General features: G+C 29.6%; 12 protein-coding genes and 1 riboswitch. Of the genes, 3 read left to right on the top strand and 9 right to left on the bottom strand.

What is annotated here, in order from left to right:
• Window position 1 precedes the first annotated feature (1 nt).
• From AC5SLT_RS00615 to AC5SLT_RS00595, 5 genes are read right to left on the bottom strand one after another with little or no spacing between them, the layout of a single operon-like run.
• Window positions 2-478 (bottom strand): DUF4167 domain-containing protein, encoded by a 477-nt coding sequence (locus tag AC5SLT_RS00615; protein WP_494592004.1) that lies wholly within the window; start codon window positions 476-478, stop codon window positions 2-4.
• A gap of 14 nt (window positions 479-492) precedes the next feature.
• Complete coding sequence (gene prmC, locus AC5SLT_RS00610) at window positions 493-1,335, bottom strand: peptide chain release factor N(5)-glutamine methyltransferase (RefSeq protein WP_494592002.1); 843 nt, start codon at window positions 1,333-1,335, stop codon at window positions 493-495.
• Window position 1,336: 1 nt separating this feature from the next.
• Complete coding sequence (gene prfA, locus AC5SLT_RS00605; protein WP_271564949.1) at window positions 1,337-2,410, bottom strand: peptide chain release factor 1; 1,074 nt, start codon at window positions 2,408-2,410, stop codon at window positions 1,337-1,339.
• 5 nt (window positions 2,411-2,415) lie between these two features.
• Window positions 2,416-3,516 carry a flavodoxin-dependent (E)-4-hydroxy-3-methylbut-2-enyl-diphosphate synthase gene (gene ispG, locus AC5SLT_RS00600; RefSeq protein WP_494592000.1) on the bottom strand — a complete coding sequence of 367 codons (1,101 nt, stop codon included), beginning with the start codon at window positions 3,514-3,516 and terminating at the stop codon, window positions 2,416-2,418.
• 3 nt (window positions 3,517-3,519) lie between these two features.
• Window positions 3,520-4,731: an aspartate kinase gene (locus AC5SLT_RS00595; RefSeq protein ID WP_494591999.1), complete on the bottom strand. Its 1,212-nt coding sequence runs from the start codon at window positions 4,729-4,731 to the stop codon at window positions 3,520-3,522.
• A gap of 65 nt (window positions 4,732-4,796) precedes the next feature.
• On the opposite strand from AC5SLT_RS00595, the gene ubiG reads away from it, so the two are divergent.
• Window positions 4,797-5,519: a bifunctional 2-polyprenyl-6-hydroxyphenol methylase/3-demethylubiquinol 3-O-methyltransferase UbiG gene (gene ubiG / locus AC5SLT_RS00590; RefSeq protein ID WP_011281767.1), complete on the top strand. Its 723-nt coding sequence runs from the start codon at window positions 4,797-4,799 to the stop codon at window positions 5,517-5,519.
• Here the strand turns inward: ubiG and AC5SLT_RS00585 are convergent.
• Both AC5SLT_RS00585 and argJ read right to left on the bottom strand, forming a co-directional pair.
• On the bottom strand, window positions 5,516-5,947 hold the full coding sequence (locus AC5SLT_RS00585) for a DUF1178 family protein (RefSeq protein WP_011281766.1): 432 nt from the start codon (window positions 5,945-5,947) through the stop codon (window positions 5,516-5,518). The genes ubiG and AC5SLT_RS00585 overlap by 4 nt on opposite strands.
• Window positions 5,948-5,988: 41 nt before the next feature.
• The gene (argJ, locus tag AC5SLT_RS00580; RefSeq protein WP_494591997.1) at window positions 5,989-7,290 is read right to left on the bottom strand and encodes a bifunctional glutamate N-acetyltransferase/amino-acid acetyltransferase ArgJ; all 1,302 of its coding nucleotides are present in this window, start codon (window positions 7,288-7,290) and stop codon (window positions 5,989-5,991) included.
• Between the two features lie 65 nt (window positions 7,291-7,355).
• Here argJ and secA point away from each other — a divergent pair, with 65 nt between their 5' ends.
• Complete coding sequence (gene secA, locus AC5SLT_RS00575) at window positions 7,356-9,920, top strand: preprotein translocase subunit SecA (protein ID WP_494591995.1); 2,565 nt, start codon at window positions 7,356-7,358, stop codon at window positions 9,918-9,920.
• Here secA and AC5SLT_RS00570 read toward each other — a convergent pair.
• Window positions 9,915-11,021, bottom strand: coding sequence for an acetyl-CoA carboxylase carboxyltransferase subunit alpha (locus tag AC5SLT_RS00570; RefSeq protein WP_006997392.1), 1,107 nt, complete (start codon window positions 11,019-11,021; stop codon window positions 9,915-9,917). The genes secA and AC5SLT_RS00570 overlap by 6 nt on opposite strands.
• 91 nt (window positions 11,022-11,112) lie before the next feature.
• Window positions 11,113-11,199: riboswitch (glycine riboswitch) on the top strand.
• Between the two features lie 70 nt (window positions 11,200-11,269).
• On the opposite strand from AC5SLT_RS00570, the gene AC5SLT_RS00565 reads away from it, so the two are divergent.
• Window positions 11,270-13,465, top strand: a complete 2,196-nt coding sequence (locus AC5SLT_RS00565) for a malate synthase G (RefSeq protein ID WP_494591993.1) — start codon at window positions 11,270-11,272, stop codon at window positions 13,463-13,465.
• Here AC5SLT_RS00565 and recR read toward each other — a convergent pair.
• Window positions 13,452-14,063, bottom strand: coding sequence for a recombination mediator RecR (gene recR, locus AC5SLT_RS00560; RefSeq protein WP_494591991.1), 612 nt, complete (start codon window positions 14,061-14,063; stop codon window positions 13,452-13,454). The genes AC5SLT_RS00565 and recR overlap by 14 nt on opposite strands.
• Between the last annotated feature and the right edge of the window lie 3 nt (window positions 14,064-14,066).

Genomic DNA, 14,066 nt, shown 5'->3' with positions numbered 1-14,066 from the left:
ATTAACTAGCAGCGACTTTCTTTTCAACCACTTTTTTATCTACACTTTTTACAACTTTTTTAACTTCAGGTTCAGTTACTTCTTTTTTAACCGTTTCAGCTTCAGTTTTGATAGTTTCTTCAACTTTTTTTTCTGAAACTAGTGGCTTAATAGTTGCAGTTGCAGATGAATTTGCTCTAGCCATTCTAAGGCTTTCTTGCTCGTTTTGAACTCTTGTAAAGTGATCCGCGTGTTGAAAATAATTTTCAGATAAAATTTTATCTTCATTAGCTAAAGCTTCTCTCGCTAAATCATTGTATTTTTCAATAAGTTTAACTGCATTGTGATTATTTCTACCTGGAACTTTTCTTTGAAAATTATCATTGTTAGAAAATTTTGACCCTTCATTATTGCTTCTAAATGGAGGTCTTCTATTATTATTGCTTCTAAATGGAGGTCTTCTATTATTATTACTATTATTACTTCTAAATGTTACCATAATATTTTTTCAATTTAAATTTTAGTGCTGATTATACAGCGATCATTGTTGCCATAATCTTTTATGGCTTTGTTAACGTAAAAACCTTCTTCTTTTAATATTTTTATAACTTTATTTTTTTGATTAAAACCAATTTCTAAAATAAATTTACCATTTTTCTTAATCAGATTACTTGTTTTATTGATTACTTTTCTGATTTTTGAAAAACCATCAAACCCACCACTTAAAGCTAACTTTGGCTCAAAATTAACTACATCTTTTTCCAAATATTTTAAACTTAACTGCTCAATATATGGAGGGTTTGAAACAATGATATCATATTTGCCATTATTAAAATTGTCAACACTTGAGTGAAAAAACTTTACTCGATTAGTTAAGTTTAGTTGTTTTGCGTTAAATTTACTTACATTTATACTTTTTTTAGAAATATCTATTCCAGTTCCATAAAAATTAGATCTCTCTTTTAATATAGATAAAAGTATGCATCCAGATCCAGTTCCAATATCGAGAATTTGTAGTTGATCATCTTTTGAATAAATTTTTAAAACCTGTTCTATTATTAATTCACTATCAGGTCTTGGAATTAGCACATCTTTATTGACAAAAAATTCATCTTTCCAAAACTCTTTTTTATTTATTAAATAAGCAATTGGTTCACCTTTTTTTCTTCTTTCAATTAAATTTTTAAATTTTCCTAATTGCTCTGAGTTCAAAACTTCTTTAGGATTTAAAATAATATGCTTTTTATCTCTTTTAATCGAGTTGGATAATAATATCTCGCTATCAAGTTGAGGATTGGCTATTTTATTTTTTTGTAGGATGCTGATTCCCTCAATTAGAATATTTTCTATATTCATTTTAATTAAGATTGCTCAATTTTTCTTCTTGTGCTTGTAGCGTTAAGCTTTCTACCATTTCATCAAAGGCTTCGCCTTCTAAAAAAGCTTCAAGTTTGTGTAGGGTTAGATTAATACGGTGATCTGTTACTCTTCCTTGTGGAAAATTATATGTTCTAATTCTTTCAGAGCGGTCTCCAGTTCCTATTTTGCTTTTTCTATCCTCTGATCTTTCGCCCTCTATTCTTGATCTTTCTAATTCATAAAGTCTTGATCTTAAAATTAACATCCCTTTTGCTTTATTTTTGTGTTGTGATTTTTGATCTTGTTGAGATACAGATAATCCAGTTGGAATATGAGTAATTCTCACGGCACTATCAGTTGTATTAACAGATTGCCCACCTGGGCCACCAGCTCTAAATACATCAATTCTTAAGTCTGAATCATTTATTTTTATATCAACCTCTTCTGCTTCTGGTAGTACGGCCACTGTTGCAGCAGAAGTGTGAACTCTCCCTTGAGTTTCTGTATCTGGAACTCTTTGAACACGATGAACTCCACTTTCATACTTTAATGTTGAATAAATATTTTTTCCCCTAATTGATGCAATAACTTCTTTCAGTCCCCCTGCCTCACTCTGAGACATACTTATTAATTCTAATTCCCATTTTTTTTGATGACTAACTTTTTCATACATCTTAAAGAGATCCGCAGCAAATAAACTTGCCTCCAATCCTCCTGTGCCTGCTCTAATTTCTATAATTGCATTTTTTTTATCTGCTTCATCTTTTGGTAATAAAAATAGTTTTAATTTTTTTTCTATAGTTTCGTTTTCTAATTTTAAATCTTTTAATTCTACTTCAGCCATTTCTTTAAACTCATTATCACTACTAGAATCGCTTAATATTTTTTCTAGATCTTTTTTTTCTCCCTCATAAGAAAAATATTTTCTAGCATCATCAATTACCTCATTTAAATCCGAGTATTCTTTTGATTTTTCAGCAAAAAGTTTTTTATCCACTTCACCTGATGATAATTCTTTCTCTAAAACAGAATGCTTAGATATTAAATCTTCAATAGTTTTTAGAGGTATCATTGTATTTATAATTTTTTATCAAGTTCAGCAGCTTTTTTTTCAACTTCACTTACAACTCTTGATATTATATCTTCTGATAAAACTTTTTCACTTTGAATGCCAGATAAATAAAGCATATTATTACCCTTACCGCCTCCAGTAATTCCTATATCTGTCATCGCTGCTTCTCCAGGTCCATTAACTACACAGCCAATAATCGATAATGTTAAAGGGGTTTTGATGTGAGCTAGTTTATCTTCTAATATTTTTACCGTGTCAATTACTTGGAATGCTTGTCTTGCACATGATGGACAAGATATAATTTTTACACCTCTATTTCTTAAATTAAGTGACTTTAATATTTCATTACCAATTTTAATTTCTTTAACAGGATCATCAGACAAAGAAATTCTTATAGTATCACCTATTCCATCCATTAAAAGTGAGCCAAGACCTATTGATGACTTGACACTGCCTGATACAAAGCTTCCAGCTTCTGTAATCCCTAGGTGTAACGGATAATCTGTAACTTTTGATAGTTGACGATACGCTGCAATAGATAAAAATATATCTGAAGATTTTACACTTATCTTAAAATTAAAAAAATCTTGATCTTCTAAAATCTTAATATTCCTTTGTGCGCTTTCAACTAAAGCTTCTGGGCATGGCTCTTTATATTTTTCTAAAATATCTTTTTCAAGAGAGCCAGCGTTAACACCTATTCTAATAGAACAATCATTATTTTTAGCAGCACTAAGTACATCGTGTATTTTTAATTTATCACCAATATTTCCTGGATTAATTCTTAAACATTTTGCTCCATTTTCAGCTGCTTCTATTGCTCTTTTATAATGAAAATGAATATCAGCAATTATTGGAACAGATACATGTTTTGTAATTTCTTTAAGAGCTAATGAAGACTCTTCATCTGGGCAAGAAACTCTAACCAAATCTGCACCCTCTTCATGAATATCATTAATTTGTTTTATTGTGGCCTGAATATCGGTTGTTAAGGTATTGGTCATTGATTGAACAGAAATAGGATTGTCACCACCTATTTTTACATCACCAACATTTATTACTTTTGTTTTTTTTCTATGAATGTCTCTAAATGGTCTTAAGCTCATAAGTTAATCTAACTTAAATTCTTTGTGAAGCACTGCTACTGCTTTTTTTATCTGTTTATTTGAAATTAAAACTGAAATTTTAATTTCAGAAGTTGAAATAACCATTATGTTAATCTTTTTTGAAGCCAAAGCTTGGAACATTCTATAGGTAATTCCTGGTGTTGTAATCATACCCACACCAATAATAGATACTTTTGAAACATTATTGTCATACGTAAGTTTTCTAAATGAAATTCTTTTATTTTGTTTAATTATTTTTTCTGTTTTTTTTACATCCTCAGATTTAATTGTAAAAGTTAAGTCTGTTTCTTTTCCATTTAAAGAAATATTTTGAACTACCATATCAACATTAATTTGATTAAGTGATAATGGTTTAAAAACAGCAGCTGCTACTCCTGGTCTGTCCTTAACACCTACAATCGTAACTTTAGAATCATTTTTTGTAGAAGTAATTCCAGTTATTATTTGATTACTGAAGGTTTTTTTTGTACCAGTTATTAATGTGCCTTTCTTTTTTTGAAATGAAGATTTAACTGAAAAATTAATATTATTTAGTTTTGCATCTTGCACAGATGTAGGTTGCATAACCTTTGCGCCTAATGATGCCATCTCTAACATTTCATCGTAGGAAATTTTATGAATTTTCTTGGCTTTAGAATGATTTCTTGGATCTGTAGTATAAACACCATCTACATCAGTGTAGATATCACACGCATCAGTATTAAAAAATTTTGCAAGCATTATTGCTGATGCATCAGTTCCACCTCTGCCCAGTGTTGTAAGTCTATTTTCTAAGTTAATGCCTTGAAAACCAGTTATGATAGGTATTCCACCTGATTTCATAAAACTAAGTATTTTTCCTTTATTGATTTTGCTAATTCTTGAAGAGCTATAAGGTCCTTCTGTAATAATTGGTAGCTGCCAAGACATCCATGATCTAGCTTTAAAACCAAGGTGTTTTAATCTACCAGCAATTAATGCACAAGTTGCTTGCTCTCCTGTTGCTAACAAAACATCATATTCTGCCGCATCAAAGATATTACTTAATTCTTTTGTTTTTTTTATTAATTCATTGGTTGTGCCACTCATTGCAGATGAAACCACAATGACACCCATTTTCTTCTTTTTGTAAGAGGAAATAATTTTTGCTACGCTCTTTATTCTATCTATACTTCCAACGGAGGTTCCACCGAACTTTAATACAACAGTTTTCATTGATAATTTTGTAATTTATATTTGATAAAATACATCTTAATTGTTATGTCCACAAGTTATCTATTATGAATTCAATAAATAAAAAAGAAATTGAGAAATTTTCCAAAATTGCTGAAGAATGGTGGGATCCTAATGGTAAATTCAAACCATTGCATAATTTTAATCCAATAAGAATTAGATATATAAAAGAAAATATTATCAAAGATTTTAAAATTAGATCATCTGATAAGCCGTTAAAAAATATTAAATTACTTGATATTGGTTGTGGTGGAGGGTTATTATCTGAACCAATGTGCAGACTAGGAGCAAGTGTTGTTGGCATTGATGCATCAAAGAAAAATATTGAAGTTGCAAAATTTCATGCAAAAAAAAATAAACTTAAGATTGACTATAAAGTTGCATCTCCAGAGATGTTAAAAGATAAAAAAAAATTTGATGTAATTTTGAACATGGAAATAGTTGAACATGTTAATGATATAGACTTTTTTATTAAAGAAAGTTCAAAATTATTGAAAAAAAATGGAATAATGTTTATCGCAACTCTTAACAAAACATTAAAATCTTATGTATTTGCAATAGTGGGTGCTGAATATATTTTAAAATGGCTTCCAATTGGAACACATGATTGGGAAAAATTTGTTAAACCTAGTGAGCTAATAGATATAAGTAAAAAAAACAATCTATCTCTTAAAAAATTAGATGGAATGAATTTTAATATATTAGATAATAGCTGGAAAGTAACAAATGATACTTCTGTTAATTATATTACAAAATTTATAAAAAATTAGTTCGTAGTATCTTTTATCCAAGGCAGTATTTCTGCTTTTATACCCTCTTCCTTTAATTCGTTAAGATCTTTTTTTGTTGCGGTACCATAAATACCTTTGGCTTTTTTTTTGTCTTTATAATGTAGAGACCTTGCCTCATAAGCAAAATTTTCTCCCACATATTCAAAATTTTTTTTTATAAATTCTTGATATTTATAAATTGTTTTTTTTATTTCTTTATATTTTTCACTGGATGAATCAATGTCTGTTAAAATATTTTTTGAAGTACTCACATTAGGAGACATCAAACCCTTTCCAACATTTAAAGAATTACAAAAATGACAATTTAAGAATTTTTTCTTTTTAAGTTTTTCATATTCCTTAGACGATGAAAACCAACTATCAAAAGTAGTTTCACAATCTTTACATATGAGCTTGTATTTGATCATGGTTTATAGTTAATAATTAATAAAGTTAATTCAATATCAAATTAGCTTCTATAATCAGCATTAATCTCAATATATTTTTTTGTTAAATCCATTGTGTAAGCAGTAAAACTTTTTGATCCCATATTTAAATTTACTGAAATATCTATTGATTGACTTTTCATATAGTTAGCCACTTCATTTTCTTTGTAATATTTAAAAATTTGTCCTTTTTCTATAATCTTAATACCACCAAAGTTTATTGCTAATTTTTTTAAATCTATTTTCACTCCAGATTTTCCTATGGCCATTATTATTCTACCCCAATTTGGATCTTCTCCTGCGATGGCTGTTTTAACAAGATTTGAATTCGCAATAGAAAAAGCTATTACTCTTGCTTCTTTCTCACTTTTTGATTTAACTATATTGATTGTAATAAATTTAGTAGCTCCTTCACCATCCTTAACCACTCTTTTTGACAAATTTAATAATACTGAATGCAGTGCTTTATCAAAACTAAATATCTTTTTATCATTAATATTATTAATGATTGAGTTTTTTACTTTTCCTGTTGAAAAAATAGAAACCATATCATTAGTACTAGTATCGCCATCGCAACTAATTGCATTAAAAGTTGTATTAATATTTTTCTTTAATAGTTTGTTTAAAATATCGTTTGAAAGATCTGCATCTGTAAAAACATAACCTAATGTGGTCGCCATGTTTGGAAAAATCATTCCTGATCCTTTGGCAATCCCATAAATCTTAACATTTTTATTTCCTATTTTGCATTCCTCCATAGAAATTTTTGGCTGTAGGTCTGTTGTCATTATGCCTAATGCAGCTTTCATCCAGGTAAATTTATTTTGTGTATATTTAATTTTTTTGATTAATTCTGGAATGTTCTTTTTAATTTTTTCAGTTGGATATTTTTCTCCAATTGTCCCTGTGCATCCAAAAAGAACTTGATTTGATGATATCTTCTTTGGAAAATCTTCATCTTCAGTTTGTTTTTTTGTTAATTGTAATGCTGCTTCTTCTGCTATTTCTTTTAAACCTTGGTAACCATCTGATCCTGTAAATGCATTAGCATTTCTAGTATTAATAATCAGAGAGCTTATTTTTTTACTTTTAATATTTAAATTCCACTTAATGTTCTCTGAAACTATTTTTGATTGTGTATAAACAGACGCATAGTTTGCCCCGTCTCTAAAATAAAACATAACCAAATCATCCCTAGGTTTGCTGTATAAATTTGCACAAACTGTGGATATTGAAACTCCATCTAGATGTTCTAAATCTTGAAAGTTACTATTTTTTGACTTTAAATTTAGTGAGTTTATAAAGTTTTTAACGTTTATTGGCATGTGTTTAAAATATTTATTTAATACTTATATTAAAAGTTATAATTAATTATATACCAGAAAATTAAATGCTTAATCCCTTAAATTTTATCACAAAGTTTATTAAATCTAGCAATCAAAAAGAGCTCGATAGAATAAACAAAATAGTTGTAAAAGTTAACTCCTTAGAAGCTTCTGTTAAAAACCTTAGTGACGAAGACTTTCCTAAAAAAACTACAGAATTGAAAGATAGACTTAAAAATGGTGAAAATTTAGACACCCTATTGCCTGAAGCTTTTGCGCTTGTGAGGGAGGCTTCTAAGAGAACAAGAAATGAGAGGCATCATGATGTTCAAATACTTGGAGGTGTTGTGCTTCACGAAGGCAAAATTGCAGAAATGAGAACTGGTGAAGGTAAAACTTTAACAATAAGTCTAGCTGCTTATTTAAATGCTCTGACAGAAAAAGGGGTACATATAGTTACTGTAAATGACTATCTTGCAAAAAGAGACTCCCAAGAAATGGGGGAGATATATAAATTTTTAGGATTAACTTTTGGTTTTATAAATAATGACCAAGATGATCTTGAGAGAAAAAAAAATTATAATTTTGATATTACATATGCAACTAATAGTGAATTAGGGTTTGATTATCTTAGAGATAATATGAAATTTTCAAAAGAACAAATGGTTCAAAGAGGACATGTTTATACTATTGTCGATGAAATAGATTCTTGTTTAATTGATGAGGCTAGAACGCCACTTGTAATATCGGGAGCGGCTGAAGATAAAACAGAACAATATCTTGCGATTGACAAACTTATAAAAAGATTATTACCAGAGCATTATGAGATTGATGAAAAAGATAAAAATATATTGCTTACCAATGAGGGAATAAATAAAGTAGAAAAAATATTCTCTGATGCTGGAATTCTAAAAAATAATAACTTTTATGACCCTGAAAACTTAAGTTTAGTTCATCATGTAAATCAATCTTTAAGAGCTCATCATCTATTTGAAAAAGGAAGGGATTATATTGTTAAAGATGGAACATTAAAAATTATTGACGAACTTACTGGTAGAATATTAGAGGGAAGAAGATTTGGAGATGGCTTACACCAAGCACTTGAAGCCAAAGAAAGAATAGATGTTCAAGCTGAAAATCAAACTCTAGCATCAATAACTTATCAAAATTACTTCAAGCTCTATAATAAAATTTCAGGATGTACTGGAACTGCAGCAACTGAATCTCAGGAGTTTTATGAAATATATAATTTAATTGTGGTTATCATTCCTACGAATAAAGAAATGATTAGAAAAGATTGGAATGATCAAATTTTTAGAACTGAAGAAGAAAAAAATAAAGCCATCATTGAAAAAGTTCTAGAGTGTCACCAGCAAGGTCAGCCTATATTGGTTTTCACTTCTAGCATTAATAAATCAGAAATTTATTCAAAATTACTTAATGATGAAAAAATTAAACATGTAGTTTTAAATGCAAAAAATCATGAAAATGAAGCTGAAATCATTGCAAATGCTGGAAAAATGAATTCAGTTATAATCACAACAAGTATCTCGGGTAGAGGTGTTGATATCCAGTTAGGTGGAAAAAAAGGAAGTCAACCTGATGATGAACTTTTAGAAAGTAAAAATAAAATAAAATCACTTGGTGGACTATTTGTTATTGGTACAGAAAGAATGGAGTCTAGAAGGGTTGATAACCAAGCCAGAGGAAGAGCTGGTAGACAGGGCGATGAAGGAAGTTCAATTTTTTATGTTAGTTTAGAAGATGACTTAATGAGAATTTTTGGTTCAGAATCTATGAATAATATTCTTCAAAAATTAGGCTTAAAAGATGGAGAAAGTATTGATCACCCTTGGATTAATAAAGCACTTGAGAGGGCGCAACAAAAAGTTGAGGCTAGAAATTTTGATATAAGAAAAAATTTATTAAAATTTGATGACGTGTTAAATGATCAAAGACATGTAATATTCTCTCAAAGAAATGGTGTGATGAACAGTGAAAAAGTTTTTGATTATTCAGATGAATTCTTATCTGAAATTATTAGTCATCTAATCACCTTAAAAACACAGAAACTATCAACAACTAAAAATAATGAATTTAACAATCAGTTAAAAACTTTACTAGGAAAAAGTGTTGATGATAATGAATTTAAAAATGTTACTGAATTAAAAGATGAAGAGTTCAAAAATAAAATTAATTCTAAATTTTTAGAAGCAAGAAATGAAAGAATTAAAATGTTGGATGAAGAAAAAGCAAAAGAAGTTGAAAAAAGAATTTTTCTTCAGTGTATAGATTTAAACTGGAAGTCACATATTCAATATCTTGAACAACTAAGACAAGTTATTGGCCTAAGATCTTATGGTCAAAGAGATCCATTAGTTGAGTATAAAAAAGAAGCCTTTTTTCTTTTCGAAAACTTATTGAATAAATTGAAAATGGATTTTGTTACAATTTTAATAAATTTAAAAATAGTTCAAGAACCTAGTGAAAGTATTTCAAGACCATTAAAAAAAGAAACATCTAACGATCCAAAATGTTTACTAATAAAAAGAAAAAATGAAAAAATTTCAAGAAATGAGAAATGTGAAGCTACAGGTAAAAAGTTTAAAAACTGTTGTGGGGCCTTATAAAGAAAATATAAAATAGCCCAATAAAACTATTACTCCAAATAAAACTGCTAAATTTAACTTTGATTTAAAGAAGTTTTTAATAAATAAATTAACCTTACTCTCTTTCATGCTGAGTGTACTTAGATCGTCTAGTTGATTTACGAAACCTTTAGATCTTCCAATAGTTAAAAATTTATTTTTTCTATGATTAAAAATTTCTTCTCCACTCATGTTAAAAAATTCATTCAAATTTTTTTCAATCGATTTTCTTACGTTATCTAATATTAGGTCTCTATCTCTGTGGGCACCACCAATTGGCTCTGGAATAATTTCATCAATTACTTTTAGTTCTAAAAGGTCTTTTGAAGACAATTTCATAGCTTTTGCTGCTTCTAAAGTTCTTTTAGGGTCTCTCCATAAAATGGTGGCACAGCCCTCTGGAGATATTACTGAGTAAATTGCATTTTCTAACATGATTACCTTGTTAGATGAAGCAAGTGCTATTGCCCCTCCTGATCCACCTTCTCCAATAACAATTGCAAGAGTTGGGACGTTTAAAGACATGCAGCACTCAATTGATTTTGCAATTGCCTCTGCTTGACCTCTTTCTTCTGCTCCTACACCAGGGTAGGCTCCGGGTGTGTCTATAAAAGAAATTATCGGAATGTTAAATTTATTTGCTAATTTCATTAATCTAATTGTTTTTCTGTAACCTTCAGGTCTCATCATTCCAAAATTTCTTTCAATTCTACTTTCAAGGCTGTCCCCTTTTTCTTGGCCAATAACTAAGACAGATTTTTCATCAAATTTTGCAAATCCTGCTAATACAGATTTGTCTTCTCCATAATATCTATCACCTGACAATGGGATAAAATCTTCAAATAAATTATCAATAAAAAATTTTGCTTTAGGTCTATCTTCATGTCTTGCAACTAGAGTGGTTTGCCAGGGGTCTAAGTTAGAGTAAATTTCTTGTAGCTTATTATCTATCTCTTTTTGAGACTCAGATATTTTTTTGGTATCTACTTCTGAAAGACCATCTTGATTATAAGGATCTTTAAGTTTGTCTATTTCTATCTCTAAGTTTTTAATATCTGTCTCAAAATTTAAATAATTTTTCATATGATTGTTTAATTATTAATTAATTAAGAAAAAAGGCAATAAAATGTTTCAAATAATTTATATTTGACATAATTCTATTAAGAGATAGTCTTAATCAATATCGGGAGAGACTATTTTAAATAGCGCCGAAGGAGCAACCACCCCGGAAACTCTCAGGCAAATGGACCGATAACAAACATAACACTCTGGAAAGAGATTTATCTCGCCGATGGAGCAAAACTCTCAGGCAAAAATACAGATGGGGTAAAATGGGTGCTATGAAAGAACAATATACAAAAATACACAATCTATCAGTTTCTAATAAATTGCTTAACTTCGTTAATGAAGAGCTGCTTAAAGATACAAATATTTCTTCTGAAAAATTCTGGGAAGGCTTCGACCAAGTAGTTCATGAGCTAGCCCCAAAAAATAAAGAGCTATTAAAAATAAGAGAAGATTTACAAAAAAAAATAGACGATTGGCATATTGCAAATAAAGGAAATGAAATCAATCTAGAGGAGTATAAAAAATTTTTAAAAGAAATTGATTATTTAAAAGAAGTAGGCCCTGATTTTAAGATCAAAACAAATAATGTTGATGAAGAAATAACTAGTATTGCTGGACCTCAATTAGTAGTTCCAATCATGAATGAAAGGTATGCACTGAATGCAGCTAATGCTAGATGGATGAGTTTATATGACAGTTTATATGGTACAGATGTAATCGATCAATCTGAGGATAGTGCCACTCAAAGATACGATCCTTTAAGAGGAGAAATGGTTATAAAATATGGAAGAGACTTTTTAGAAAAATATTTTCCTCTAGAAAATTTTGAATGGCATAATATTACAGGCTTTAAAATTGATAATGGCTCTTTAACAGTATTAAAAGATAGTAATAAATCATCTTTAAAAAATAAAGATAAATATATTGGTCATAGAGGAGAGGCCAATGATCCATCAGCAATAATTTTAAAAAATAATAATCTTCATATAGAAATAATTATAGACCCAAATGCTTTTAGCGCTCAACAAGATCCTGCTAAAATTAGTGATATTATTGTTGAAGCTGCAGTTTCAACTATTTGTGATAATGAAGATAGTGTTGCTGCAGTAGATGCTGATGACAAAGTTATTTGTTATCGTAATTGGCTTGGACTTATGAAAGGTGATTTGAAATCAACTTTTGAAAAAAATGGAAAGACTTATGAGCGTAAATTAAATCCCGACAGAAGTTATGTTTCTAAAGATGGAAAAGGATTAAAGCTACATGGAAGAAGTTTATTATTGGTAAGGAATGTTGGACACCTTATGACTAACTCAGCAATCACTTTAAAAGATGGTTCTGAAATACCAGAAGGTATTATGGATGCCTTTATAACTTCAGCAGCTTGCCTTCATGATATTAAAAAAAAAGGTAATTCTAGAACTGGTTCCATTTATATTGTTAAACCAAAAATGCATGGCCCTGATGAAACCTCATTTACTGATTTAATTTTTACTAAAGTTGAAGAAGTTTTAGGATTGGAAAAATACACTTGTAAAATTGGAATTATGGATGAAGAGAGAAGAACCTCATCAAATTTAAAAGAGTGTATTAGAACACTGCAAAATAGAGTATTTTTTATTAATACTGGTTTTTTAGATCGTACTGGTGATGAAATGCATACTTCAATGGAAGCTGGTCCTATGATTAAAAAAGGAGACATGAAATCTTCTAAATGGATTGGGGCATATGAAAATAACAATGTAGACATAGGTCTTCAATGTGGTCTTTCTGGTAAGGCTCAAATTGGCAAAGGAATGTGGGCTATGCCGGACAAAATGAAAGAGATGATGGAACAAAAAACTGGGCATCTAAATGCTGGTGCAAATTGTGCTTGGGTTCCCTCACCTACAGCGGCAGCTCTTCATGCTCTTCATTATCATGAGATAAATATTTTTGAGAAACAAAAAGAAATTCAAAAAAGAGAATCTGCAAAACTGGATGATTTGTTAACAATTCCTGTGGCAGATAGACCAAACTGGTCAATGGAAGAAATTAACTCCGAAATTTCCAATTCTGCACAAACTCTTTTAGGGTATGTCGTCAGATGGATAGATCATGGGGTTGGCTGCTCAAAGGTACCCGATATTAATAATGTTGGTTTGATGGAGGATAGAGCCACTTTAAGAATTTCTTCTCAACATATAGCTAATTGGATACATCACGATATTTGTACAAAATCACAAGTTATGGAAGTAATGAAAAAAATGGCAAAAATTGTTGATGATCAAAATAAAAATGATGGTGCCTATACTCGCTCCGGAAGAGGAAGCTACGAAATGATGTCTGAAAATTTTGAGCAATCAATTGCTTTTAAGACAGCTTGTGATTTAATCTTTAAAGGTAAAGAGCAACCTTCGGGTTACACAGAACCGTTATTACATCTAAATCGATTAATAAAGAAATCTAGTCAGAATTAGTTTTAATTCCAGTTCTGTTTTTAAAAGCTGAATATAAAGTTCCATCATCGAGACTTTCTATTTCACCACCAACAGGAAGTCCTTGAGCAAGTTTTGTAACCTTAGTAGAAGTTTTTTTTAAACTATCCTCTATGTAATAAGCAGTAGTTTGACCTTCTACTGTTGCACTTGTTGCTAGTATAACTTCTTCAATATTTTCTCTTGAAACTCTTTCTGCTAATGAATTAATCAAAAGATCCTCTTTTCTCTGGCCGGCAGAAGAAATAGTGCCACCAAGAATATGAAAGTAGCCTTTATAGATATTTGAATTTTCAATTGACCATTGATCTGCAATGTCTTCAACTACACATATTTTATTATATTTTTCTTTTGAATTTTCACAATTGTTACAGCCTAATGAATTAGATTTTAAAGTACCACAAGATTGACACCTAATAACATTTTTATAAACTTGTGCCAACGTGTTTGCCATTGGCTTTACAAGTTCATCCCTATTATTAATAAGTTTTAATACAATTCTTTTTGCAGATTTAGGACCTAAGCCAGGAAGTTTAGAAATTAATTTAATTAACTCTTCTATCTCATTAATATTTTGCATATT

This window comes from Candidatus Pelagibacter sp. PS_11, from assembly GCF_059417975.1.
The sequence above is the reverse complement of the archived record's forward strand: the minus strand, read 5'-3'. Positions and strand labels throughout refer to the sequence as shown.